The organism is Streptomyces sp. NPDC048269 (genome assembly GCF_040652395.1).
Classification (GTDB): domain Bacteria; phylum Actinomycetota; class Actinomycetes; order Streptomycetales; family Streptomycetaceae; genus Streptomyces.
The window spans coordinates 37,203-60,015 of sequence record NZ_JBEZLW010000009.1 but is presented as its reverse complement, the minus strand read 5'-3'; the positions used below and the strand labels follow the sequence as shown (position 1 = coordinate 60,015).

At 72.0% G+C, this 22,813-nt stretch carries 23 protein-coding genes; 14 read left to right on the top strand and 9 right to left on the bottom strand.

Annotated elements, in window-relative coordinates; translation table 11 throughout:
- Positions 1-319 precede the first annotated feature (319 nt).
- The 3 genes from AB0D48_RS12885 to AB0D48_RS12875 form a co-directional block, all read right to left on the bottom strand.
- A complete protein-coding gene (locus tag AB0D48_RS12885; protein ID WP_362394522.1) occupies positions 320-970 on the bottom strand; it encodes a hypothetical protein in 651 nt (216 codons plus the stop codon).
- A 199-nt stretch (positions 971-1,169) separates the two neighbouring features.
- Complete coding sequence (locus tag AB0D48_RS12880; RefSeq protein ID WP_362394519.1) at positions 1,170-1,838, bottom strand: GntR family transcriptional regulator; 669 nt, start codon at positions 1,836-1,838, stop codon at positions 1,170-1,172.
- Between the two features lie 147 nt (positions 1,839-1,985).
- Positions 1,986-3,353, bottom strand: coding sequence for an aspartate aminotransferase family protein (locus tag AB0D48_RS12875; RefSeq protein WP_362394516.1), 1,368 nt, complete (start codon positions 3,351-3,353; stop codon positions 1,986-1,988).
- Between the two features lie 192 nt (positions 3,354-3,545).
- On the opposite strand from AB0D48_RS12875, the gene AB0D48_RS12870 reads away from it, so the two are divergent.
- The 4 genes from AB0D48_RS12870 (at position 3,546) to AB0D48_RS12855 (ending at position 5,935) form a co-directional block, all read left to right on the top strand.
- Positions 3,546-4,175 carry a DJ-1/PfpI family protein gene (locus tag AB0D48_RS12870; protein ID WP_362394513.1) on the top strand — a complete coding sequence of 210 codons (630 nt, stop codon included), beginning with the start codon at positions 3,546-3,548 and terminating at the stop codon, positions 4,173-4,175.
- Entirely contained in the window at positions 4,168-4,698 is a 531-nt protein-coding gene (locus tag AB0D48_RS12865; protein WP_362394511.1) for a helix-turn-helix domain-containing protein, read from the top strand. The genes AB0D48_RS12870 and AB0D48_RS12865 overlap by 8 nt, the downstream gene beginning before the upstream one ends.
- A gap of 257 nt (positions 4,699-4,955) precedes the next feature.
- Positions 4,956-5,282 (top strand): nuclear transport factor 2 family protein, encoded by a 327-nt coding sequence (locus tag AB0D48_RS12860; protein WP_362394508.1) that lies wholly within the window; start codon positions 4,956-4,958, stop codon positions 5,280-5,282.
- Positions 5,283-5,287: 5 nt separating this feature from the next.
- A complete protein-coding gene (locus AB0D48_RS12855) occupies positions 5,288-5,935 on the top strand; it encodes a LysE family translocator (protein WP_362394505.1) in 648 nt (215 codons plus the stop codon).
- A gap of 19 nt (positions 5,936-5,954) precedes the next feature.
- Here the strand turns inward: AB0D48_RS12855 and AB0D48_RS12850 are convergent, their stop codons facing one another.
- Positions 5,955-6,440: a diadenosine tetraphosphate hydrolase gene (locus tag AB0D48_RS12850; protein ID WP_362394502.1), complete on the bottom strand. Its 486-nt coding sequence runs from the start codon at positions 6,438-6,440 to the stop codon at positions 5,955-5,957.
- Positions 6,441-6,629: 189 nt separating this feature from the next.
- Here AB0D48_RS12850 and AB0D48_RS12845 point away from each other — a divergent pair, with 189 nt between their 5' ends.
- The 7 genes from AB0D48_RS12845 to AB0D48_RS12815 all read left to right on the top strand — a co-directional run bounded on the left by AB0D48_RS12845 (position 6,630) and on the right by AB0D48_RS12815 (position 14,205).
- Positions 6,630-7,676, top strand: a complete 1,047-nt coding sequence (locus tag AB0D48_RS12845; protein ID WP_362394499.1) for an alpha/beta hydrolase — start codon at positions 6,630-6,632, stop codon at positions 7,674-7,676.
- Positions 7,669-8,871 (top strand): acyltransferase, encoded by a 1,203-nt coding sequence (locus tag AB0D48_RS12840; protein WP_362394496.1) that lies wholly within the window; start codon positions 7,669-7,671, stop codon positions 8,869-8,871. Before AB0D48_RS12845 ends, AB0D48_RS12840 begins: the two co-directional genes overlap by 8 nt.
- A gap of 10 nt (positions 8,872-8,881) precedes the next feature.
- Positions 8,882-10,216, top strand: a complete 1,335-nt coding sequence (locus AB0D48_RS12835) for a sensor histidine kinase (RefSeq protein ID WP_362394493.1) — start codon at positions 8,882-8,884, stop codon at positions 10,214-10,216.
- Positions 10,213-10,884, top strand: a complete 672-nt coding sequence (locus AB0D48_RS12830) for a response regulator transcription factor (protein ID WP_362394490.1) — start codon at positions 10,213-10,215, stop codon at positions 10,882-10,884. Before AB0D48_RS12835 ends, AB0D48_RS12830 begins: the two co-directional genes overlap by 4 nt.
- Before the next feature lie 88 nt (positions 10,885-10,972).
- Positions 10,973-12,331, top strand: a complete 1,359-nt coding sequence (locus AB0D48_RS12825) for a histidine kinase (protein ID WP_362394487.1) — start codon at positions 10,973-10,975, stop codon at positions 12,329-12,331.
- Positions 12,328-12,987: a response regulator transcription factor gene (locus tag AB0D48_RS12820; RefSeq protein ID WP_362394484.1), complete on the top strand. Its 660-nt coding sequence runs from the start codon at positions 12,328-12,330 to the stop codon at positions 12,985-12,987. The genes AB0D48_RS12825 and AB0D48_RS12820 overlap by 4 nt, the downstream gene beginning before the upstream one ends.
- A gap of 9 nt (positions 12,988-12,996) precedes the next feature.
- Complete coding sequence (locus tag AB0D48_RS12815) at positions 12,997-14,205, top strand: cytochrome P450 (protein ID WP_362394481.1); 1,209 nt, start codon at positions 12,997-12,999, stop codon at positions 14,203-14,205.
- Between the two features lie 99 nt (positions 14,206-14,304).
- Here AB0D48_RS12815 and AB0D48_RS12810 read toward each other — a convergent pair whose 3' ends face one another.
- Both AB0D48_RS12810 and AB0D48_RS12805 read right to left on the bottom strand, forming a co-directional pair.
- Positions 14,305-15,879, bottom strand: coding sequence for an ABC transporter permease (locus tag AB0D48_RS12810; protein ID WP_362394478.1), 1,575 nt, complete (start codon positions 15,877-15,879; stop codon positions 14,305-14,307).
- Entirely contained in the window at positions 15,876-16,769 is an 894-nt protein-coding gene (locus tag AB0D48_RS12805; RefSeq protein ID WP_362394475.1) for an ABC transporter ATP-binding protein, read from the bottom strand. The genes AB0D48_RS12810 and AB0D48_RS12805 overlap by 4 nt, the downstream gene beginning before the upstream one ends.
- Before the next feature lie 75 nt (positions 16,770-16,844).
- Here AB0D48_RS12805 and AB0D48_RS12800 point away from each other — a divergent pair, with 75 nt between their 5' ends.
- Positions 16,845-17,357: a MarR family transcriptional regulator gene (locus tag AB0D48_RS12800; protein WP_362394954.1), complete on the top strand. Its 513-nt coding sequence runs from the start codon at positions 16,845-16,847 to the stop codon at positions 17,355-17,357.
- On the opposite strand, the gene AB0D48_RS12795 is transcribed toward AB0D48_RS12800, so the two are convergent.
- Positions 17,354-17,935, bottom strand: a complete 582-nt coding sequence (locus AB0D48_RS12795; RefSeq protein ID WP_362394472.1) for a hypothetical protein — start codon at positions 17,933-17,935, stop codon at positions 17,354-17,356. The two genes, AB0D48_RS12800 and AB0D48_RS12795, sit on opposite strands and share 4 nt — an antisense overlap.
- 49 nt (positions 17,936-17,984) lie before the next feature.
- Positions 17,985-18,806 carry a diacylglycerol kinase gene (locus tag AB0D48_RS12790; protein WP_362394951.1) on the bottom strand — a complete coding sequence of 274 codons (822 nt, stop codon included), beginning with the start codon at positions 18,804-18,806 and terminating at the stop codon, positions 17,985-17,987.
- 184 nt (positions 18,807-18,990) lie between these two features.
- Here AB0D48_RS12790 and AB0D48_RS12785 point away from each other — a divergent pair, with 184 nt between their 5' ends.
- Together AB0D48_RS12785 and AB0D48_RS12780 are read left to right on the top strand one after the other, a co-directional pair.
- Positions 18,991-20,274: an adenylosuccinate synthase gene (locus tag AB0D48_RS12785; protein WP_362394469.1), complete on the top strand. Its 1,284-nt coding sequence runs from the start codon at positions 18,991-18,993 to the stop codon at positions 20,272-20,274.
- Positions 20,275-20,425: 151 nt separating this feature from the next.
- Positions 20,426-20,932 (top strand): carboxymuconolactone decarboxylase family protein, encoded by a 507-nt coding sequence (locus AB0D48_RS12780; protein ID WP_362394466.1) that lies wholly within the window; start codon positions 20,426-20,428, stop codon positions 20,930-20,932.
- A 79-nt stretch (positions 20,933-21,011) separates the two neighbouring features.
- On the opposite strand, the gene AB0D48_RS12775 is transcribed toward AB0D48_RS12780, so the two are convergent.
- A complete protein-coding gene (locus tag AB0D48_RS12775; RefSeq protein ID WP_362394463.1) occupies positions 21,012-22,691 on the bottom strand; it encodes a hypothetical protein in 1,680 nt (559 codons plus the stop codon).
- Positions 22,692-22,813 lie beyond the last annotated feature (122 nt).

Sequence of the window (22,813 nt, the reverse complement as noted above, 5' to 3'; positions counted from 1 at the left end):
CAACCGGGGCAGCGCGAGGCACCCCCCACCCATCCCCCCGCCGTCCACCCTCCAAGCCCCGCCGTGCACCCTCCAGCCCCCTTGGCACGCTCCGGCCCCGCGGTGCTGGCGGGGCCGGGGGCCCGGGGACGAAGCCAAACCCAGCCCCGCCGGCGTTCGAGGCGCGGGGTCTGGGGCGGAACCCCAGGTCTTTGACGCCGCCGGCGATCGCGGGGTCCGGGGGCGGAGCCCCGGGAAACGGAGAAAGGGCGGGGCGGGGACCAGCTCCGCGCAGCGGCAACCCGCCACCCGTAACGGCTCCGGCCCGCCCCGACCCCGATCAGCTAAAGATGATCATCGAGCCCTGCCCAAGACTCCGCGTCGCAGCCGCATGCAACCCCAACCACACATGCCGCTCCCGAGCGAAGGGACTGTCGTCGTACGGAATCGGCCCCGCCGGCTCCTCCAACGACGTCGGCCGCCCCGGCGGAGCCGGCGCGGCAGGCGGATTCCCCGGATCTATCCCGATGGCCGACGCCACGAACTCCAGCTCCCGCAACAACCCCTGCGCGGACCCCAGCGGACCACCGCCGGCCAGCAGCTCCTCGTTGGCCAGCGGAGCCGCGAAGTCCACCGGAACGTACGCGCCCGCGTGGTCGTAGTGCCACACCAGATGCGACTGCTGCGCCGTCGGCTCGAACATCTCCAGCAGCTGCTCGTAGTCCCCGCCCAGCTCGTCCACCGGCGTCACCGGCAGCCCGCAGATCTGGAGCAGGTACGCACGCCGCAGGAAGTGCAGGGCGTCGTAGTCGAAGCCGGCGACGGGGGCGACGTCCCCGCTCAGGCCCGGCATGTAGGCGAACACGGGCACGGACGGCAGTCCGGCCTCCCCCAGCGCCTTGTCGTACGAGGCGATCTCTTCCGCGAAGGGATTGTCGGGGCTGTGGCACAGCACGTCGACAAGGGGTACCAGCCACAGGTCACAGGCCACGCGGGCTCCGATCAGTCGATGCCGCCGATCCGGCCAGAGTAGTGGGCCGAACACCCTCCGCGAAGGGGTGCGCAAAACCTGGTCCACGGTGGGTGACGCCATGGGCACGACAGCCCGGCCACGCGGACCACGACACCCTGGCCGTGCGGACCGCTACAACCTGGCCGCGCGGACCGCTACAGCCCGGCTCCGCGCACCGCTACAGTCCGGCGGCCCAGGCCAGGGCGTGCTGGTTGTAGCCCTGCACGATGCTCCGTACCGCGTCCTCGTCCGCGAGGGTCACCGCGTCCACGAGGTCGCTGTGCCCGTCCCACAGCCCCGCCCGCAGCTGCTGCGGATCACGCTGGAGGTGGGGTACGGCGAAGACCCAGCACTGCACCCGGATGCGGTGCAGGAACTCGGAGATGTAGGTGTTGCCGACCAGCGCGCTCAGCTCCCGCCAGAAGCGCAGGTCGTAGCCGATCAGCACTTCGAGCGAACCGCTCTGCGCGGCCCGCCGCGCCTCCTCGGCCCTGCGGCGCACCGACACGAGCGTCTCGCCGGAGCCGACGGCGGTGCCCCGCTCGGCGAGCCTGCGGAAGATCCCGTCCACCACCAGCGAGCGGGCCTCGATCATTCCCCGGTAGTCGTCCACGGAGAAGATCCGCACGCGGAAGCCGCGGTGCTGGACGAGTTCGAGCAGCCCCTGGGCCGAGAGGTCCACGAGCGCCTCGCGGACCGGGGTCGCGGAGACCTCGTACTGCTCGGCGATCTGCTTGACGGTGAACTCGGTCCCCGGCGGCAGGCGTCCCGCGAGCACCTCGTCACGCAGCGCGTCCGCGATCTGCTGGCGAAGTGTGTTGCGGGTGACAGCTCCGCTGCCTGGCATAGGGGTCCGTCTCCTCTGTAGAACTCCGGACACCATAGGCCAGGCAGCGCGGCCGAAATAGAGCGGTTGAAGATCGGTATGCGGATTTAGTGCCCGTTATACGGACGCAAACCAGCCACCTGCGCGGACGTGCGGGCGCGCGTGGGGCTACCCGGCCGCGGCCGTGGTGTGGCGGTCGGCGACCGTCAGCGCCTCGTCCAGGAGCGCCAGGCCCTCCTTCGCCTCCGCCTCCGTGATGGTGCACGGCGGGACGACGTGGGTGCGGTTCATGTTGACGAAGGGCCACAGGCCGGACGCCTTGCACGCCGCCGCGAACTCCGCCATCGGCGTGTTGGCGGCGCCCGCCGCGTTGTAGGGGACGAGGGGCTCGCGCGTCTGCTTGTCCCGTACGAGTTCCAGCGCCCAGAAGGTGCCCAGACCGCGGACCTCGCCCACGGAGGGGTGGCGCTCGGCAATCTCGGCGAGCGCCGGGCCGATCACGTTCGCGCCGAGGTGAGCAGCATGCCCGACAATGCCCTCCTCCTCCATCACGTTGATCGTCGCGACGGCGGCGGCACAGGCGAGGGGGTGGCCCGAGTACGTGAGTCCGCCCGGGTAGGGACGTGTGGCGAAGGTCTCGGCGATCGCGGCGGAGATGGCGACGCCGCCGAGCGGCACATACCCGCTGTTCACGCCCTTGGCGAAGGTGATCAGGTCGGGGGTGACGCCCCAGTGGTCGGCGGCGAACCAGGTGCCGGTGCGGCCGAAGCCCGACATGACCTCGTCCAGAATGAAGACGATGCCGTGGCGGTCGCAGAGCTCGCGCACGCCCGCGAGGTAGCCGGGCGGCGGGGTCATGATGCCGGCGGTGCCGGGCACGCTCTCCAGGATGATCGCCGCGATGGTCTGCGGTCCCTCGAAGGCGATGGTGTCGGCGAGGTGGGCGAGCGCGCGTTCGCACTCCTCGGCCTCGGTGGTGGCGTGGAAGGCGGAGCGGTAGAGGTACGGGCCCCAGAAGTGCACGACACCGGCAGCGGCCGTGTCGGAGGGCCAGCGGCGCGGGTCGCCGGTGAGGTTGATCGCGGCGGCGGTGGCGCCGTGGTACGAGCGGTAGGTGGACAGCACCTTCTGCCGGCCGGTGTGCAGCCGGGCCATGCGGACGGCGTTCTCGACGGCCTCGGCGCCGCCGTTGGTGAAGAAGACCTTGTCCAGGTCGCCGGGGGTGCGCTCGGCAATGAGGCGTGCGGCCTCGGAGCGGACGTCGACGGCGAAGCCGGGCGCGAGGGTGCAGAGCCGGGCGGCCTGCTCCTGGATCGCGGCGACGACCTTGGGGTGCTGGTGGCCGATGTTGGTGTTGACCAGCTGGGAGGAGAAGTCGAGGTAGCGCTTGCCGTCGTAGTCCCAGAAGTACGACCCCTCGGCCCCGGCGACGGCGAGGGGGTCGATCAGGGCTTGGGCGGACCAGGAGTGGAAGACGTGCTTGCGGTCGGCGTCCTTCACTGCGGCGAGGGTGTGCGAGGCGACATGAGGGGTCATGGCGTCACGCTAGAAGTGCGCAGGTGGGAAGGGATATCGGCGGACTGTATGGGGGTGGGGGGCGGCTCTCGGCAGTCTGTCGGCGCGCGGGCGGAGTGCCGGGGTATTGACAGCATACTGTCGTCATGACAGTCTCTTGTCATAGAAACGTGGTCTGGAAGTCGGATCCCACTCACTCCGGAGGCGATCACCATGAGCGAGACCCCGCGCAAGCCCGTCCACCTCGCCGTCTACGACACGTACGCGGACTGGGAAACCGGCCACACCACTGCGCACCTGACCCAGCGCGGTCACCGGATCCGCACCGTCGGCCTGACCGTCGAGCGGCCGGTCACCACGATGGGCGGCGTCCGCATCCAGCCCGACCTGGCCCTGTCCGGACTGCGCCCGCAGGACTCCTCCCTGCTGATCCTCACCGGCGCCTCGCTGTGGGACACGAGCGAGGACCTGGCGCCGTTCGCGGCGAAGGCACGGGAGTTCCTGGCCGCCGGGGTACCCGTCGCGGCGATCTGCGGGGCCACGGCCGGCCTCGCCCGGGAGGGTCTGCTGGACGACCGCGCGCACACCAGTGCGGCCTCCTTCTACCTGGCGGAGCAGCCGGGCTACGGCGGCGCCGGGCGGTACGCCGAGGCCGACGCGGTGACGGACGGCGACCTGATCACGGCGGGGCCGACGGAACCGGTGGCCTTCGCCCGCGAGGTCTTCGCCCGCCTGGACGTGTACAAGCCGGACGTCCTGGACGCGTGGTACCGGCTGTTCCACGACTCGGACGCGAGCGCGTACCCGGTACTGGCAGCGGCGGCGGAGGCGGGCGATGCATGAGCCGCCGCTCCGCGAACGGCAGGACCTGCTGAGCCGGACCGCGCTCGGGGTGTTCCGGCTGAACGGCCAGTTCCTCTCGGTCTCCGAGGAACTGGCCCGGCCGGCCGGACTCACGGCCGCGTGGTGGCAGGTACTGGGCGCGGTGCTGCACGAACCGCTGCCGGTCGCGGGCATCGCCCGGGCCATGGGGATCACCCGCCAGAGCGTCCAGCGCATCGCGGACCTGCTCGCCGCGAAGGGCCTCGCGGAGTACGTCCCGAACCCGGCGCACCGCCGGGCCAAGCTGCTGCGCCCGACGGAGGCCGGCCGCGAGGCGGTGGCCCGCATCGGCCCGGGCCACGCATCTCTGGCGATCCGCCTCGCGGAAGCACTGGGCGACGCCGCCTTCACCGAAACGGTCCAGGTCCTGGAACGCCTCTCGACCGCCCTGGACACCCTCTCCACCCTCCCGCCCCCGGACGGGCCGTCCAGCCCGGCCCCCGACGATCCAGCCCCGCCTGGGGGCGCCGCCTCCCAGCGGTAGCCGGGGGAGCTTGAGGGCCGGAGTCCGGGGCGGGGTCTGGGGCGAGCCCCAGCAGCCCACCCCGGCGGCAGGCAACCGGCCACAGCCCTAAGCCGCGGCAGCGGCAGCGGCAGCGGCAGCGGCGATTGCGTCGGAGTCAATAAGCCTGCAGGCAACGCTTGTTGTACGTCGAGGGGCCGTCGGACACTGCCGACCATGGAGCCGTTGAATGCAATGGCACAACTCCGGGCGCGGATCGGGGCCCGCGACTGGCGTGCGTGGCCGATCTCATCGCCGAGGACGCGGTCATCGAGTGGCCCGTCAGCGGCGAACGCATCGTAGGGCGGGCCGACTTCATAGCGGTCAACAGCGACGACGGTTACGAGGACGAGAGATCCGTCGACCTGCTGCGCATCCTGGCGGACGGCGACCTCGTCGTCACCGAGGCGGAGGTCCCCAGGACCACGTGGTCCACCGGGCCGTCTCCCTGTGGACGGTGCGCGAAGGGGAGATCGTGGGAGCGCGGGAGTACTGGACCAGCCCCGGCCAGGACCCGGCCCCGCGCCATGCCCGCGGGCTACGTCGAACCCCTGGTGGCAGACTGAGCCGCATGCTCGGCCCCCACCTCACCCCGCTGCTCGGCGCGACCGGCGTCCTGGCGCTCCTGACCCTCGTTCCCGGCCCCGACATGGCGGTCGTGACGAGGCGGGCGGTGACCCGGGGCCGCGCCGACGGGCTGCGCACCGTCGCGGGGATCGCGGTCGGACTGCTGCTCTGGGGCGCCCTCACCGTGGCGGGCCTGGCGGCGCTGCTCGCCGCATCGGCCCAGGTGTACCTCGCGGTCAAGCTCGCGGGCGCCGCGTACCTGTGCTGGCTCGGCGTCCAGTCGCTGCGCGGGCCGGGCGCGGAGCCGGCCGGTGACCTCCGGGAGGCGGGCGGGGCGCTCGGCTCCGGCAGGACGGGCGGGGGCGGAGCCTGGCGCACCGGCCTCGTCGCCAACGCCCTCAACCCCAAGATCGCCGTCTTCTACACCGGGCTGCTTCCCACCCTCGCCCCGCCCGGCCTGCGCCCGACGGCGGGCATGGCGCTGCTGGTGCTGGTGCACGTGCTGCTGACCGTGGCCTGGCTGAGCACGTACGTGTACGTCCTCTCGCGCGCCCGGCGGTTCTTCGCGCGGCCGCGCGTCCGGCGCGCTCTGGACCGGGTGACGGGTGTGGTCCTGATCGGCTTCGGCGTGCGCGTGGCGACGACCTCCTAGTCGGACTGCGCTGCCAGGGCTAGTCGGACTGCGCGTCCAGGGCATCGAGTTCCTCCCCGATGGCGACCCGCAGACCGTCGTGCCGGTGGCTCAGCGCGTGCTGCTCGCCCCGCCAGTACTCCTCCTCGTACAGCCACACGGGCAGCCGGACGCGTCCGGCGGGTTCCCAGCCGTAGCGGGGCCAGATGTGCGCGTGGAGGTACGGGTCGGTGTTGCCCAGGATCTCGATGTTCACGCGGCGGAAGGCCGGGTCGAGCCGGCGGCACGCGCGCTCGACGGCCTCGGCGAGCCGCTCCAGGTCGGCGAGGTACCCGGTCCTGCGCGCCCGGGGGAGGTCGGAGAGGCGGGTCACCGCGGGGTCGTCGGCCAGCAGTACGGAGTATCCGGGCAGGAACTGCCGGTCTCCGATCACGGCGAAACCGGAGTCCAGGCGGCGCAGGACGGTGGGGTTCTCGCCGCGGTGCGCGCTGCCGATGCGGTCGTGGCGCCAGTCGCTCTTGGTCATTTCACGAACCCTAACCAGGCTACGGGTGGGGCGACTTGGGCATAGGCGTGCCTCTCAGGTAACCCCCGTCATACCTGAGAGCTACGTGCGAACACGGCTCTGGAGCGTGACGCCGACGAGGGGTCCTGATTTCTAACTTCGGTGGCAGAGAAGGGCGGTGACGGCTCTTCCCGACCGAAGGAAGAGACGATGGCGGCGGGGACGACGACGGTGGGCACGACGGCGGGCAGCGGCGCGGGGTCGGGAGCGGGGGCGGAGGCGAGGCCGGGGCGGAGGGCCGTGCCGACCGGGCGGCTACGGCGCACGCTGCTGGCCGCGCTGGTCGCGGCCGCGGTCGTGGCCCCCGTGTCCGCCGCCGCCTCCCCCGGCGTCCCCGCACCTGCGCCAGTGGCGCTCGCCGAAGGCACCGCCCCGCACGACCGGTACGCCGCCAACCGTGCCAACCTCGCCGAGGCGGCCCACATGGCCGAGGACGCGGGCCGCACCGGCCGGGCCGCCAAGCTGCGCGCCATGGACGCGGGCGGTGCGGCGCGGTTCCTCGCCTTCGACGGCCGCGGACGGGGCCGCGCCGTCGAGGTGTTCGGCGACCTGGAAACCGCCGACCGGGTCACGGTCCTGGTGCCCGGGTCCGACACGACGCTCGACACCTACCAGAGGTTCCGTGCCGGGGCCGTCTCCCTCCAGCAGCGCCTCCAGGCCGAGTATTCGCGCTCGGCCGTGGTCGCCTGGCTCGGGTACGACACCCCCGGCACGGTCAGCACGACCGTCCTGACCGCCGACCGCGCCGACGAGGCCGCCGCCGAACTGGGCCCCTTCCTCAACCGGTTGCGAGCCATGGCAGGGCCCGGCTCCCACCTCTCCCTCCTGTGCCACTCCTACGGCTCCGTGGTCTGCGCCCGGACCGCGACCGGGTCCGAGGTCACCGACATGGTCCTCTTCGGCAGCCCCGGTACGGGGGCCCACACCGCCCGGGACCTGCCGACGAGCGCCCGGGTCTGGGCCGGACGGGGCGGCGGCGACTGGATAGGCAGCGTCCCGCACGTCCGGCTCGGCGGGATCGGGTTCGGCACGGACCCCGTCGACCCCGCCTTCGGAGCGCGGGCCTTCGCCGCCGGGCCGGCCGGGCACAGCGACTACCTCAAGCCCGGCACCGAGTCCCTCGACAACCTGGCGGCCATCGTCCTCGGCACCGCAATTCCCGCCGCCACCGCAGCCCAGGAGGGCCCCCATGCGTAAGCTCCGCGCCCGCTTGTCCGTTCTGGCCGAGGACATCGACGCGGCCACCCCGGCCGACCGGGACCGCGCCGTGGACGCGCTGCGGACCTTGGCGATCCTCGGCGTGGTGCTCGGCCACTGGCTGGTCACCGCCCTGACCACCGCGGACGGCGGCCTGAGCAACACCAGCCCGCTCGCGCACATGACCTGGCTCGCCCCGGTGTCCTGGGTGTTCCAGACCCTTGCCGTCTTCTTCCTCGTCGGCGGCCATGTCGCCGCCCGCGGCTACGCCTCGGCGCGGGAGCGGGGGGACTCCTACCTCACCTGGGTCGGGCAGCGGCTGGGCCGGCTGTTCCGTCCGGTCGCCGCCGTGCTCACCCTGTGGACCGTCGTGGCGGGCGGGATGCTCGTCGGCGGGGTGGAGCTGAACACCGTCCAGACACTGGTGAAGCTGGTTCTCTCCCCCCTCTGGTTCCTCGTCGTCTTTGCCGCGCTGACCGCCGCGACCCCGCTGGTGGCCAGGCTCAACCCGCTGTGGCCCCTGGCCGTGGTGGCGGCCGTCGACCTGTGGCGCTTCGGACTCGGCGGGCCCGAATGGGCCGGCTGGATCAACGTGGCCGCAGGCTGGCTCGTCCCCTACACCCTGGGTGCCGCATGGTCCCGAGGGGCGTTCGCCCGGCGCGGTCCCGCACTGCTCCTGCTCGCAGCAGGGACCGTCGCCACCGCCACGCTGATCCTGTGGGGCGGCTACCCGGCGTCCATGGTGGGTGTCCCCGGGGCCGCCATATCGAACCTGAACCCGCCGACGCTCGCGGCGGCCACGTTCGGACTGGCCCAGTGCGGACTGGCCCTGCTGGTGCGCGAGCCGCTGGCCCGGGCCATGCGGCGGCCGGCGGCCTGGGCGGCGGTGGCCCTGGTGAACCTCTCCGCCATGACGGTCTTCCTATGGCACCAGACCGCGATGATGGCCGTCACCGCCCTCGGACTGCTGGTCTCGGCCGACCTGCCCGGGCTGCACACCGTGCCCGGCTCGATGGAGTGGATAGCGGCGCGGCTGCTGTGGCTGCCGGTGTTCGCCGCCGCGCTGACGGTCTGTTGGGCTGCGTTCCGCGCGTACGAGCGGGGCGGCCGCCCGATGCCGGAGGGCACCACGCGCATCGTCGCCGGCTCCCACCACCAGGCGACGGCCTCCGTCAAGGAAGTCACCCATGCCTAGGCTGGAGCCCGTGAGCAAGCCGACCAAGTCCCAGGTACCCGACGCCCGCACGAGCCGTAGCGGCCGTCCCGAACTTCGCGGGCTGGCCATGGAGCTGCTCACCCTGGAGTGGGACCCGCTTCCCCGCATGTCGCGGCCCCGCTGGCTGGCCTGGCTGCCGCATGTCGCCCTGGTCTACGCGGCCGTTGTTTCCTGCGCCCTCACGGCCGCGCACCTCGAGGACCACTACGGCGTCACGGGTGGCCCGGTCGTCGCGATGGCCCTCCTGACCGGCGCCTCCATCGTGCTCGGGATGTTCCGGCCCCTCGCCGGCTGGTGGCTCGGCCTCGTCACCGCGGCCCTGATCGCGTGGACGATCCACGACAAGGTCGGTCAGGGCCAGACCTGGCCGTGGACACCCGCCGGGACCTTCACTTTCGCACCGCTGATCCTCCTGGTGGCCCTGCGGGTACCGCCCCGGGTGACGATAGGGGTCGTCGGCGTCTCGATCCTCTACTCCGGGCTGGCCGAGGCCTTCTTCAGGCCACCGAACAGCCAGACGGTAGTCGCAGGACTGTCGCTCCTCTTCGCCTTCGTCGGCGTCCTCGGCTACGCGCTCCGCGCCACGCGCCTGGCCCGCGGCAAGCTCGTCGAGCAGGAGTCCCTCACCGCGGAGGAGCGTGCCCGGCGCACGCTGCTGGAGGAGCGCAGCCGGATCGCGCGCGAGCTGCACGACGTCGTCGCCCACCACATGTCGGTGATCTCCATCCAGGCGCAGGTAGCCCCGCACCTGGTGGAGAATCCGTCCGAGGAGCTCAAGGAGAACCTCGCGGGCATCCGGGAGAACGCGCTGGAGGCCCTGACGGAGCTGCGGCGGGTGCTGGGCGTTCTGCGCTCCGAGCAGCCGGACGATCCCGCGAACCCCCACCATCCGCAGCCGACCCTCGCAGAGTTGGACGGTCTCGTGGACAACGTGCGGGGGGCCGGGCTCGATGTCACCACCGAGATCGCCGGGATACGGCGGCCGCTGACTCCCGGCGTCGAGCTCACCGCTTACCGGATCGTGCAGGAGGCGCTGAGTAACTGCCTGCGGCACGCGCCGGGTTCACGCGTGGAGGTCGGCATCGCCTACGGGCCGCACGACCTGCACCTGTGCGTGGCCAACACCGCTCCGACCCGGCCGGCCGCGCCCTCGCCGGGCGCGGGGCACGGGCTGCTGGGGATGCGGGAGCGGGCAGGCATGCTGGGGGGCGAGCTGGCCGCCGGCCCGCGCCCCGACGGCGGGTACGAAGTGACCGCCGTACTCCCGATGGATCCGCAGAACCTGCCGGGCGGCCCGGCACCCGAGACGAAGAAGGATTCATGAGCGCCCCGATCAAGGTGATGATCGCCGACGACCAGATGATGGTCCGGCAGGGCTTCACCGTGCTTCTCAACGCCCAGCCGGACATCGAGGTCGTCGGCCAGGCCGTGGACGGGGCCGACGCCGTGGCCAAGGTCGGAGAACTGGGGCCGGACGTGGTCCTGATGGACATCCGCATGCCGGGGATGGGTGGCATCGAGGCAACGTCCGTCATCACGGGCGCCGCCGGAGCCACCGTGAAGGTGCTGGTGCTCACCACGTTCGACCTCGACGAGTACGTGTACGAGGCGCTGCGGTCCGGAGCCTCCGGGTTCCTGCTCAAGGACGCGTCGGCCGACCAGCTCGCGGAGGCGGTGCGGGTGGTGGCGGCCGGCGAGGCGCTGCTCTCGCCGAACATCACGAAGCGGCTGATCACGGAGTTCTCCCGGCTGGGGGCGCCGCGCGCGCCGTCGCGGGCGCGCATCGACGAGCTGACCGAGCGGGAGACCGAGGTCCTGTCGCTCGTGGCCCAGGGCTTGTCGAATGCGGAGATCGCGGCGCACCTGACCGTGGCGGAGCAGACGGTGAAGACCCATGTGGGCCGGATCCTGGTGAAGCTGGGCCTGCGGGACCGTACGCAGGCGGCGGTGTTCGCGTACGAGACGGGCCTGGTCCGCCCGACGGGCTACTGATCTGCCCCACGTAGTACTTGAGAGGGAGCCCGGGAAATCCCCATCAGCGGCGACGCGGACGAGGGCGGTGCGGACCTACGGTTCTGTTATGACCGAGACGACCACCGGGGGGACAACCCGGACGCCTGAATTCCGAGTGGCATCGGAGGTGATCGCGACCCTGCGCCGGGATCTCCTCACCGATGCCATGGCCTACCGGCCGCTGCCGCTGATGGAGACCCCGGGGCGCTTCGTGAGAAGGCTGCCCGCTCCGATACGCCGGTACGCGCCATGGAGCCAGTACACGGCGGTGGGGGCGCTGGCTTTCATCCTCGTCCTGTTCACCGGGACTTCGGACTCGGGGTATCTCGGCGCAGCCGGCCTCCTGTTCACAGGGCTGGTGGCCGCGGCGCCGGTCCTGATGACACTGGTCCGGCCGGTCGCCGCCTGGTGGGCCGCGGTCGCCATGACAATGGTGCTCGGCTCCATACCCGGGCTGGGCGGGCAAGAGTTCTGGCCCTGGAGCCCGGGCGCCTTCGTCTCCTACATCGCGGTCATGGTCCTCGTGACCCTGCGGACGGGACCTCGGGTGGCCGGGTGGATGTGGGCCCTCACCCTGGTCCTCGGCTTCGTGATGTCGGCGGTGCTCAACAACCGGTACGGCACGAACCTGCCGGAGATGGCCGTGACCTCGGCCATCGCGCTGACGATCGCGAGCAGCATCCGGATACGCCACAACGCCAAGGCGGAGGTGAGCGCGCAGCAGGAGGTCACGGCCGTCGAGCGGGACAAGCGGACGCTGCTGGAGGAGCGGACCACGATCGCGCGCGAGCTGCACGACGTGGTGGCCCACCACATGTCGGTCGTGGCGATCCAGGCGGAGGCCGCGCCGTACCGGGTGAAGAACCCGCCGCCGGAGCTGGAGGCGGCGTTCGTCACCATCCGGGAGAACGCGGTGGCGGCGCTGACGGAGCTGCGGCGGGTGCTGGGCGTGGTGCGCTCCGCCGACTACGAAGCCCCGGACGCCCCGCAGCCGACGCTGGCCTCGCTGGACGGGCTGCTGGCCAATGTGCGGGAGGCCGGTCTGAGCGTGGAGAAGATGGTCACGGGTGCGGTGCGGGAGCTGCCGCAGGGGGTGGAGCTGTCGGCGTACCGGATCATCCAGGAGGCCCTGAGCAACACGCTGCGGCACGCGCCGGGCGCGGCGGCCTCGGTGGAGGTGTCCTATGTGCTGGGCGGCCTGGGGATACGCATCGTCAACGGGGCCCCGACCGGGGACGTGCGGCCCTCGCCTGGTGCCGGGCACGGGATCACCGGGATGCGGGAGCGCGTGGCCATGCTGGAGGGGGAGATGACGGCGGGCGAAACCGGAACGGGCGGGTACGAGGTGGCGGTGTTCATACCGGTGCGCAACCGTCCCGAGCCGGTGGCGGAAGAGGGAACGGGCTCGGGGGCGGGGGCGTCATGACGATCAGAGTGCTGATCGTCGACGACCAGATGATGGTGCGCGAGGGGTTCTCCGTCCTGCTGAACGCCATGGACGGCATCGAGGTGGTGGGCGAGGCGGTCGACGGCCGCGAGGCCATCGCGCAGGTGGCGGCGCTGCGCCCGGACGTGGTGCTGATGGACATCCGGATGCCGCTGATGAACGGGCTGGAGGCGACGCGGGAGATCGTGGCGGCCGACACGGACGCGAAGGTGCTGGTCCTGACGACCTTCGACCTCGACGAGTACGTGTACCAGGCGCTGCGGGCCGGGGCCTCCGGGTTCCTGCTCAAGGACGCGTCGGCCCGTCAGCTGGCCGACGGGGTACGCGTGGTGGCGGCCGGTGAGGCGCTGCTGGCGCCGTCGGTGACCAAGCGGCTGATCGTGGAGTTCTCGAAGCTCGCCGAGACGCCGAAGCTCGCGGACCCGGCGGGCGTCGGCGAGTTGACGGAGCGGGAGAAGGAGGTGCTGGTGCTGATCGCGCAAGGGCTGTCCAACGGGGAGATAGCGAGCCGGCTGATCGTCGCGGAGTCCACGATCAAGACCCATGTGAGCCGGATCCTGGTGAAGCTCGGCCTGCGGGACCGCACCCAGGCGGCGGTGTTCGCCTACGAGACCCGGCTGGTGACCCCGGCATAGGGTGCGGGGATGGGCTTTGATCCGTGGGATGCCGCGTTCGTCGCCGATCCGTATCCGGCGTACCGGGAGTTGCGGGAGCAGGGGCGGGCGGTGTGGTGCGAGGCCACCGGGCAGTGGCTGGTGCCGCACTACGCCGATGTGAGTGCGCTGCTGCGGGACCGCCGGCTGGGGAGGACCTACCTGCACCGGTTTTCGCACGAGGAGTTCGGGCGGACCCCGCCGCCGGCCGAGCACGAGGCCTTCCACGTGCTCAACGGCAACGGGCTGCTGGACCTGGAGGATCCCGCGCACGCGCGGGTGCGCAGGCTGGTGGCGAAGGCCTTCACCCCGCGGACGGTGGAACGGCTCGTGCCCGCAGTGCAGCGGCTGGCCGGGGAGCTGGTGGGGCGGCTGCTGGCGGACGGTGGCGGGGATCTGCTCACGGCCGTCGCCGAGCCGCTGCCGGTGGCGGTGATCGCCGAGCTGCTGGGCGTCCCGGAGGCGGACCGGGGGCTGCTGCGGCCGTGGTCGGCGGACATCTGCGGGATGTTCGAGCTACGGCCGGACGAGCAGACGGCGGGGCGCGCGGTGCGGGCGAGCGTCGAGTTCAGCGCGTACCTGCGGGAGCTGATCGCCGAGCGGCGCGCACGCCCCGGTGAGGATTTGATCTCCGGGTTGATCGCTGCCCACGATGAGGAGGGCCGGCTCAGCGAGCAAGAGATGATCTCCACCTGCGTGCTCCTGCTGAACGCCGGGCACGAGGCGACCGTCAACACCACCGCCAACGGGTGGTGGGCACTGTTCCGCAACCCCGGCGAGCTCGCCGCGCTCCGCGCACGACACGATCCCGAAAAGTTGTCCACAGCTGTGGATGAACTCATGCGCTACGACACCCCCCTGCAGATGTTCGAGCGCTGGGTCCTCGACGACATCCGGATCGGGGACACCGACATCCCCCGCGGAGCCGAGGTCGCGCTGCTCTTCGGGTCCGCGAACCGCGATCCCGCGCGGTTCGGCGAACCCGACTCGCTGGACCTCGTACGGGCCGACAATCCGCACCTGAGCTTCGGGGCCGGGATCCACTACTGCCTGGGCGCGCCGCTGGCGCGCAGGGAGCTGGAGGCCTCCTTCGGGGCGCTGCTGGCAGACGGAGTCCCGCCCCTGCGGCTCGTCGAGGAGCCGCAGTGGCGGGACGGGTACGTGATCCGGGGGCTACGCGAACTGCTCGTGCAGTTCTAGGCCCTCTCGTCGAAGCCGTACCGGTCAGGCCTGCAGCCTCAGGCAACCAGGTCCCGGCGGCGCAGGGCGGCCAGCACAGCGCCGGTCAGGCCTGCGGCCTCAGGCGACCAGGTCCCGGCGGCGCAGGGCAGCCAGCCCGGCGCCCGTGAAGGCCACCGCCAGGGCGGTCAGGAGCAGCAGCGGGGTCCAGGTCAGTGCCTGCGCGCCCGGAAGCTTGGGCAGGTGGGCGAAGGGCGAGAGGCCGAGGACCGCCTGCGGGAGGTTCAGCGCCGGGCCGATCCAGCCCAGGGCCAGCGCGGTCCCGGCCACCGCCCAGGCGGCCACCGCGTACCTGGGAGCCACGCCGTACAGGAGGGCGGCCAGCGCCCCGATCACCCACACCGCCGGGAGCTGCGCGAGGGTGGCGCCCACTGCCGCGCCCACGTCCTCGCCGTGCCCGAGGCCCAGCCCGAGGCCGCCCAGCAGCAGGATCAGCGCCGAGCCGCCGAACGCGATGGCGAGGTGGCCGCCGGCCCAGCGCAGCCGGCCGACGGCGTTCGCGAGGAGCGGTTCGGCGCGCGCCGAGGTCTCCTCACCGTGCAGCCGCAGCACCGAGGAGACGATGTACAGCGCGGCGACCAGCCCCAGCAGCCCGGCCATCGCGGCGAGGAAGGCGTCGGTGAGCCCGCTCTGGCCGCCCATCCGCTCGATGATCTGACGGGTCTTCTCATTGCCGCCGACCACGTCGGCCGCGCCCTCCGCCATCCCGCCGAAGACGGCGCCGGCGATGAGGAAACCCGCACTCCAGCCGAACACGCTGCCGCGCTGCAGCCGCCAGGCCAAGGCACCCGCCGTGCCCAGGCGTCCATCGGCCGGCCCCGGCCGGGTCGGCAGGAAGCTCATGCCCAGGTCGCGGCGCCCGGCCAGGACGTACGCGGCGCCCCCCTGCGCCACGACGGCGACGGCGAGCAGCGCGAGCACCCACCAGCGCACCGATGCGAAGGCCCGTACGTTCTCCACCCAGCCGAGCGGCGAGAGCCAGGTCAGGGCCGACTCCCCGCCGGCGGTCCCGGCGTCGCCCGCCGCCCTCAGGACGAAGGCGGCGCCCAGCACGGCGGCCGCGATCCCCTTGGCGGCCCGGGCGCTCTCGGTCAGCTGGGCGGCGATGGCCGCCATGCCGGCGAAGAGCATCCCGGCGCCCGCGACAGCCAGTCCGAGGGCGAGCGCACCCGGCGCGCCCTGCCCCGCGAGCCCGCCCGCGACGAGCAGCGCGACGCACGCATTGGCCACGAGGGCGGCCAGCAGGGCCGCGGTCATCGGGGCCCGATGCCCCACCATCGCGGCGGAGAGCAGTTCCTGACGGCCCGTCTCCTCCTCTTCCCTGGTGTGCCGGATGACGATGATCAGGCTCATCACGGCCGCGAGGACGGCGCCGTAGACACCCATCCGCCAGGCGGTCAGGGCGCCGAGCGAGTCGCCGAAGACCGGCCCGTACATGGCGCGCATCGAACTGTTGGCGTTCATCGAGGCGGCGACCTCGGCGCGTTCGGCGGCGCTCCCGTACACGCTCCCGAGAGAGCCGGGCATGCTCACCACCAGCAGGCCTGTGACCAGGACCCACACCGGCATCATCACCCGGTCGCGGCGCAAGGCGAGCCGGAGCAGCACCCCGGTGCCCGCCAGTTGGTTCTTCATCGCGACGCCTCTTCGGTGTAGTGGCGCAGGAACAGCTCTTCGAGGGTGGGCGGGGTCGAGGTCAGCGACCGCACGCCCGATGCGGTCAGGGAGCGCAGGACGGCGTCCAGTTTGTCGGTGTCGGCCTGGAGCCGGACCTTCAGCCCCTGCACCTGCACGTCGTACACGCCGGGCAGGTGCGCGATGCCGTTCGGCGGGCCGGCCAGCTCGGCGCTGATCGACGTCCGGGTGAGGTGGCGCATGCCGGCGAGCGTGCCGGTCTCCACGGTGCGGCCCTTGCGGATGATGCTGACCCGGTCGCAAAGCGTCTCGACCTCGCTGAGGATGTGCGAGCTCAGCAGGATGGTGCGCCCTGCCGCACGTGCGTCGGCGACGCAGCCCTGGAAGACCTCCTCCATCAGCGGGTCGAGGCCGGAGGTGGGCTCGTCGAGGATGAGCAGTCCGGCGTCGGAGGCGAAGGCGGCGACGAGGGCGACCTTCTGCCGGTTGCCCTTGGAGTACGTACGCCCCTTCTTGGTCGGGTCCAGCTCGAACCGCTCGATCAGCTCGGCGCGGCGGGCCCGGTCGAGGCCTCCGCGCAGCCGTCCGTAGAGGTCTATGACCTCGCCGCCGGAGAGGTTGCGCCACAGGGTGACGTCGCCGGGTACGTAGGCGACGCGGCGGTGCAGGGCCACGGCGTCGGCCCAGGGATCGCCGCCGAGGAGTTCGGCGGTGCCGGAGTCGGCGCGCAGAAGACCCAGCAGGACCCGGATGGTCGTGGACTTGCCGGCGCCGTTGGGGCCGAGGAAGCCGTGGACCTCGCCGGTGGCGACCGAGAGGTCGAGTCCGTCCAGTGCGTGGGTGCGGCCGAACGTCTTGTGGAGTCCGGCGACGCTGATGGCCTTCGTCATGCTTCTGAACGTACGCTACTTTCACAAATTTGTGAAGCTCGGAAATCACGTAAAGTCGGGAGGGTGGCGGACGACATGGCGGTACCGGCAGTACGGAACGAGGAAGCGGTCTCGCGCTTCGTGGAGCGGTTCGCCGCGCAGCTGACCGAGGCGGGGATGCAGCGGATGGCCGCCCGGGTCTTCGCGCAGCTGCTGGCGAGCGACGAGGGCGCGATGACCTCGGCGGAACTGAGCGAGGCGCTGCAGATCAGCCCGGCGGCGGTGTCGGGGGCCGTGTCCTACCTGACCCAGGTCAACATGGTCAGCCGCGAGCGGGAACCGGGCTCGCGGCGGGACCGGTACGTGCTGCACAACGAGCTCTGGTACGAGACCTTCACCCGGCGGGACCAGGTGCTGACCCTGTGGGAGAAGACCCTTCGCGAGGGCGCGACGAGCCTCGGCTCCGACTCGCCGGCCGGGACGCGCATCGCCGAGACGGCCGCGTTCTTCGAGTTCATGCAGGGCGAGCTGCTGGGACTGATGGAGCGCTGGCGGGTCCACAAGGCCACCCTGGACCTCGGCCCGGGCAGGCGGCTGGACGCGGGCTAGACGGCCTGGGCGCCACGCCGCCGGCGAAGGGGCCGGACGCGCCCGAGGCGGCGGGCCGCCGGTGCCCAGAGCACGCCCCGGCTGTCGGCTCCCCCGCCCAGCCACACCTCGACGGTGTCCGGCGCCGGGGCGGTACGCGGCCACGGGCGCGGCGGCAGGACCCGTCGGCCCAGCAGGCCCGGGCTCAGCGCCGGGCCCGTGTCCGGGAGCACGACCGGGGGCCGCCACCGGGCCCTGACGACGACTGCCCGGTACGAGGTCCAGCGCGAGGCCGGGTCCCGCAGGACCCTGCCCGCCCGACGGACGGCGAGGAGCTCCCGTACCCCGAGCACCACGGGGCTCAGGAGCACCACCAGCGCCGCCGGCCGGGTGAGTACGGCCGCGACCACCGCCGGCCAGCAGAAGACCGGCAGCAGGCAGAGCAGCAGCCCGTCCCGCCCCCAGTCGGCGAGCGCGTCGCCCATCGCCGCCTCACCCGGCACCGCCTCCCGCGTCACCGCCTCACTCGGCACCGCCACACCCCTCAACGCCTCCCGCGTCACCGCCTCGCCCGGCACCGCCACACCCCTCAACGCCACACCCTCAACGCCTCACCCAGCACCGCCACACCGCTCAGCGCCTCGCGCGTCACCGGGGCAGCGTGAGCGTCCATGCCGCCGGGTGCAGGGTCCACGTACGGCGGCGCACGGGCCCGGTCACCGCCGCGTCCGCCCGGTAGCGGAAGTCCGCGCCCGACACTGTGACCGTCTTCGCCCGGGCCGTCACCTCCGTGCCCGCGCCGGCACCGGTACGGACGACGACCTCCGCCAGGCCGCCGTCACTCCCCAGGGCCACCGAGACCTCCTCGACGGGCCGGTCCACATCCGCCAGGACCGCCCCGTCCGCCTCCACCCGCAGCCGAAGCCGGCCCGCGCCGCCGCCCGGCCCCGCCGGACGGACCAGCGTCCGTACCAGCGAGCGGTACGCGGTCCACACGGACGGCCCGGCCGGCGGTCTGACCCCCCGCAGCGGCGGGATCCGCAGTCCGCCCAGGACCACCCCGTCGCTGTCGTCCACCAGCATGTCGCACCACCGCGGCGCCCCCTCCAGAACCGTTCGCGCCCCGGACACCGTGGACAGCGGCACACCGAGCGACCTGGCCAGTACCAAGGACCCCGGAGGCCCCACCGGCACCAGTGAAAGGGCGCCCTCGGCCAGCCCCCGCTCCCGGTGCAGCAGCCCCACGGCGCGCGCCAGGGCCCGGTCGTCGCCCACGATCACCAGCCGCCGTTGACCCCGGCGGGCGAGAGCCCGCGCGAATTCCTCCTGCGAATCGGGGAGGCAGATTTTCGCCGCCGCTCCCGCTGACAACACATCTTTCGCGATCCGCACGGACTCGCCGTCAAGACGGCGGGCGACCGGGTCAACGAGCACGAGCAGGCCGCCTACCGGCGCGCCCGCGTGGCTCATGGTGGGCTCTGGAGCCGACACCTCGGTCCTTCCTCGGGTAGCATCTTTGTGCAAGAGGCCCTTGCGCTATTGCGCCAGGGCCTTCGTCTATTCCGGGGTACCGGTCCGACGGCTCAGCCTGCGGTGTACATCGTCGTACGCCCCCTGACCTTGGACATGCCCCATCCGGAAGAGGTGTACGCCTGTGCCCGCTCTTGTGCTGCTCGGAGCTCAGTGGGGTGACGAGGGCAAGGGAAAGGCCACCGACCTGCTCGGTGGATCCGTTGACTATGTAGTGCGCTACCAGGGTGGCAACAACGCCGGCCACACGGTCGTCGTCGGCGACCAGAAGTACGCGCTGCACCTTCTCCCGTCCGGCATCCTCTCGCCCGGATGCACCCCGGTCATCGGTAACGGCGTCGTCGTCGACCCGGCTGTCCTGCTCTCCGAGCTGCGCGGCCTGAACGAGCGCGGCATCGACACCTCCAAGCTGCTCATCAGCGGCAACGCGCACCTGATCACGCCGTACAACGTCACCCTCGACAAGGTCGGCGAGCGCTTCCTCGGCAAGCGCAAGATCGGTACGACCGGTCGCGGCATCGGTCCCACCTACGCGGACAAGATCAACCGCATCGGCATCCGGGTCCAGGACCTCTACGACGAGTCGATCCTCACCCAGAAGGTCGAAGCGGCCCTCGAAGGCAAGAACCAGCTCCTCGCGAAGCTGTACAACCGCCGCGCGATCGATGCCGCCGCGATCGTGGAGGAGATGCTCCAGTACGCGGAGCAGATCAAGCCGTTCGTCGCCGACACCACCCTGATCCTCAACAACGCGCTCGACGAGAACAAGGTCGTGCTCTTCGAGGGCGGCCAGGGCACCCTGCTCGACGTCGACCACGGCACGTACCCCTTCGTCACCTCGTCGAACCCGACCGCGGGCGGCGCCTGCACCGGCACCGGCGTGGGCCCGACGAAGATCAGCCGTGTGATCGGCATCCTGAAGGCCTACACCACGCGTGTGGGTGCGGGTCCGTTCCCGACCGAGCTGTTCGACCAGGACGGCGAGGACCTGCGCCGTATCGGCGGCGAGCGCGGCGTGACCACCGGCCGTGACCGCCGCTGCGGCTGGTTCGACGCGCCGATCGCGCGCTACGCCACCCGCGTGAACGGCCTGACGGACTTCTTCCTCACCAAGCTGGACGTGCTGACCGGCTGGGAGCAGATCCCGGTCTGCGTCGCGTACGAGATCGACGGCAAGCGCGTCGAGGAGCTCCCGTACTCGCAGACGGACTTCCACCACGCGAAGCCGATCTACGAATACCTCCCCGGCTGGTCCGAGGACATCACCAAGGCGAAGACCTTCGAGGATCTCCCGGCGAACGCCCAGGCGTACGTCAAGGCCCTGGAGGAGATGTCGGGCGCCCCGATCTCCGCCATCGGCGTCGGCCCCGGCCGTACCGAGACCATCGAGATCAACTCGTTCCTCTAGGCAGCTCGCCCGAAGGGGCGGCAGGCGCACCCGCGCCCGCCGCCCCTTCGGCGTTCCGGGACACCGCGAAAAGAAACTTTCCGCTGCCGGTCACATCCGGGCGCGCCCGTCCGTCAGTGCTGTGAAGACACCGGACTGAAGGAGAGCAGCCATGACGAACACCTCCGCCCCGGCGGGGGCGCCCATCTCGCGGATGCCCAACCCGGCCGAATTCGTCCCCGAAATGAGCGACATCAGCGCCGCCCTCTTCCGGGCGACGGGCAACCGCTCGGTGCCGCGCAAGACGATCAGCCTCGTGCACCTGCGCGCCGGCCAGATCGTCAGGAACACCTACCTGACCATCCTGAACACCGCGTTCCTCCGCAAGCTCGGGGAGACCGAGGAGCGCATCACCGCCGTCTCGTCCTGGCAGGACGCCCCCTACTTCACCGAGGCCGAGCGCGCAGCCCTCGCCCTGGTGGAGGCCACCCTCCAGCCCGCCCCGTACGGCAAGGAGCGCGTCTCCGACGAGCTGTACGCCGAGGTGGCGCAGCACTACGACGAGAAGGCGCTGGCCACACTCACCATCGCGATCGGTCAGATCAACTTCTTCATCGCCCTCGCCGTCATCGGCAAGCCGCAGCCGGTGAGCTCGCTGGCCGGCGAGCAGTGGGACTGAGGCCGCGGAACGCGGAAGGGGCGGTGCGCCGTCCGGCACACCGCCCCTTCCGCGGAGTACCCGCGCACCCGCCGGTGGATCAGTCGGTCTGGTAGTAGGCGAGCAGGTCGACGAGCAGGTCGGTGTCCTCCCAGCCCTGGTTCCAGAAGTCGATCATGCCGCCCTTTCCCCCGGGCGTCTGCGCCACGTTCGCAACGGTCGCGCCCGCCGTCCAGTTCAGGGCCGAGGAGACGGGCCGCTGCGGCGTGACCGCGGTCCCGTTCTGGTAGTCGGACCAGAAGTTCGGGTCGGGGGCGACCGACAGGAAGCCCGCGCCGCGCGTGTTGGTCACCGTGGTGTTCAGCACCCAGCCGTCGACATGGGGGGTCGTCGTATCGCCCTCGAACCGCAGGGGAAGGACCGAACGGGCCGGCAGCGGGCCGGCCTTGCGGCCCCAGCTGTCTTTGCGGGAGTCCAGGACCCGGAACGGAATCCCGTGGGCCACGAGGGCCGACCGGCTGTCGGCGCTGTAGTAGCCGACGACGTCGACCACCACGTCGGCCGGGTCCCAGCTGCCGTTGCGTACGTTGATCTTTCCGTCGGGTCCGATCGGCACGACCGCCGCGTTGGCGACCGTCTGACCGGCGGTGAAGTTCACGTTCGACGTGACCGGAGCCGCCTTCCCGCTGGGGTAGGCGGTCAGGTGGCCGGCCGACCGCGGGTTGGTGGCGGTCAGGTTGAGCGCCACCGCGGTGGCGCCCTTCGGTACGCCCCCGCGCCCGGCGATCTCGATGCCGAAGCTCGTCTGCCCGGCGACCTGGCCCTTCGCCGCGCCCAGGCCCTCGCGGGTGTCCACGGCGCGGGTCGGGGTCAGCGAGTTGTAGCCGTTGGCGGGCGCCGGCGTGAAGTAACCGGTGACGTCCGCGACCAGGTCGACCGACTCCCAGCCGCCGTTGAAGAGGTGCACGTACCCGTCCTCGCCGACCGCGTCGATCACCAGGTTCGGGACGGTCTGGCCCGCGACGAAGTTCAGGTTCGACGTCTCGGCGCCTTCGGCCAGGTCCTTCTCGGACTGGACCGAGATGTGGCCCGGTCCCGTGGCGTTGGTGACGGTGACGTTGAGGGCGACCGCGGAGGCGCCGGCGGGGACGTCGGCGGCGCCCGCGACCTTGAGGGCCACCGAGCTGCGCGGGCCGACCTTGGCCTTCGCGGCGCCGATGCCCTCGCGGGTGTCCAGCAGCCGGGTGGGCGCGTGCGGGGTGAACTCGGCACCCAGGGTCGTGAACCTGAGCTCGTTCACCGCCTCGACGCCGTTCGTGGTGTCCTTCACCGTGACCTTGACGTCGTACGAGCCGAGCACGGCGTACTTGTGCTTGGTGTACCGGAGGTCGGAGCCGAAGCCGCCAACGGTGGCGGCGAACTTGTCCGTGGTCCCGTCGCCCCAGGCGATGGTGACGTCGAGTGCGGCGTCGTCCCAGGGGATGATGATGGTCCGCAGATCGATCGCATGCGCGCCGCTGCTCGTGGCGTCCAGGCTGATCGACACACGCGAGCTGTCCTGCGCGCCCTGCGTGCTTTGCGCGCCCTGCGCCCGCGCGGTCCCGCCGCTACGGTCGCCGGACTTCGGCGTGACCACCGTACGGTCCGCAGGGCTGCTGAAGGTCTTGCCCTTGAACGCCCCTGCCGCATCCGCGGTGGCCCCGGTCGCGGCCACCCCCTGAGCGGCGGGAGCCACGGGACCCGGACCCACCGCCCGGGCGACGCCGGGTATGAGCCCCACACCCGCCGCCACGAGGGCAGCGGAAACTACGAGTCGGCGATTGCGCACCGGCCCCCCATTTTCTGTTCCTTGTTCCTGACTGTGCAAATGGAACAGCGCCCCGGGGCCGGCCTTGGCGGCCG

Excerpts from the sequence above, each read along its gene's own strand:
- AB0D48_RS12840 (WP_362394496.1), top strand. The coding sequence starts at position 7,669 with ATGCGTAAGCTCCGCGCCCGCTTGTCCGTTCTGGCCGAGGACATCGAC.
- AB0D48_RS12800 (WP_362394954.1), top strand. The coding sequence starts at position 16,845 with ATGGCGGTACCGGCAGTACGGAACGAGGAAGCGGTCTCGCGCTTCGTG.
- AB0D48_RS12780 (WP_362394466.1), top strand. The coding sequence starts at position 20,426 with ATGACGAACACCTCCGCCCCGGCGGGGGCGCCCATCTCGCGGATGCCC.
- AB0D48_RS12845 (WP_362394499.1), top strand. The coding sequence starts at position 6,630 with ATGGCGGCGGGGACGACGACGGTGGGCACGACGGCGGGCAGCGGCGCG.
- AB0D48_RS12790 (WP_362394951.1), bottom strand. The coding sequence starts at position 18,806 with ATGAGCCACGCGGGCGCGCCGGTAGGCGGCCTGCTCGTGCTCGTTGAC.
- AB0D48_RS12820 (WP_362394484.1), top strand. The coding sequence starts at position 12,328 with ATGACGATCAGAGTGCTGATCGTCGACGACCAGATGATGGTGCGCGAG.
- AB0D48_RS12865 (WP_362394511.1), top strand. The coding sequence starts at position 4,168 with ATGCATGAGCCGCCGCTCCGCGAACGGCAGGACCTGCTGAGCCGGACC.
- AB0D48_RS12880 (WP_362394519.1), bottom strand. The coding sequence starts at position 1,838 with ATGCCAGGCAGCGGAGCTGTCACCCGCAACACACTTCGCCAGCAGATC.
- AB0D48_RS12855 (WP_362394505.1), top strand. The coding sequence starts at position 5,288 with ATGCTCGGCCCCCACCTCACCCCGCTGCTCGGCGCGACCGGCGTCCTG.
- AB0D48_RS12810 (WP_362394478.1), bottom strand. The coding sequence starts at position 15,879 with ATGAAGAACCAACTGGCGGGCACCGGGGTGCTGCTCCGGCTCGCCTTG.
- AB0D48_RS12805 (WP_362394475.1), bottom strand. The coding sequence starts at position 16,769 with ATGACGAAGGCCATCAGCGTCGCCGGACTCCACAAGACGTTCGGCCGC.
- AB0D48_RS12875 (WP_362394516.1), bottom strand. The coding sequence starts at position 3,353 with ATGACCCCTCATGTCGCCTCGCACACCCTCGCCGCAGTGAAGGACGCC.
- AB0D48_RS12850 (WP_362394502.1), bottom strand. The coding sequence starts at position 6,440 with ATGACCAAGAGCGACTGGCGCCACGACCGCATCGGCAGCGCGCACCGC.
- AB0D48_RS12870 (WP_362394513.1), top strand. The coding sequence starts at position 3,546 with ATGAGCGAGACCCCGCGCAAGCCCGTCCACCTCGCCGTCTACGACACG.
- AB0D48_RS12830 (WP_362394490.1), top strand. The coding sequence starts at position 10,213 with ATGAGCGCCCCGATCAAGGTGATGATCGCCGACGACCAGATGATGGTC.
- AB0D48_RS12825 (WP_362394487.1), top strand. The coding sequence starts at position 10,973 with ATGACCGAGACGACCACCGGGGGGACAACCCGGACGCCTGAATTCCGA.
- AB0D48_RS12815 (WP_362394481.1), top strand. The coding sequence starts at position 12,997 with ATGGGCTTTGATCCGTGGGATGCCGCGTTCGTCGCCGATCCGTATCCG.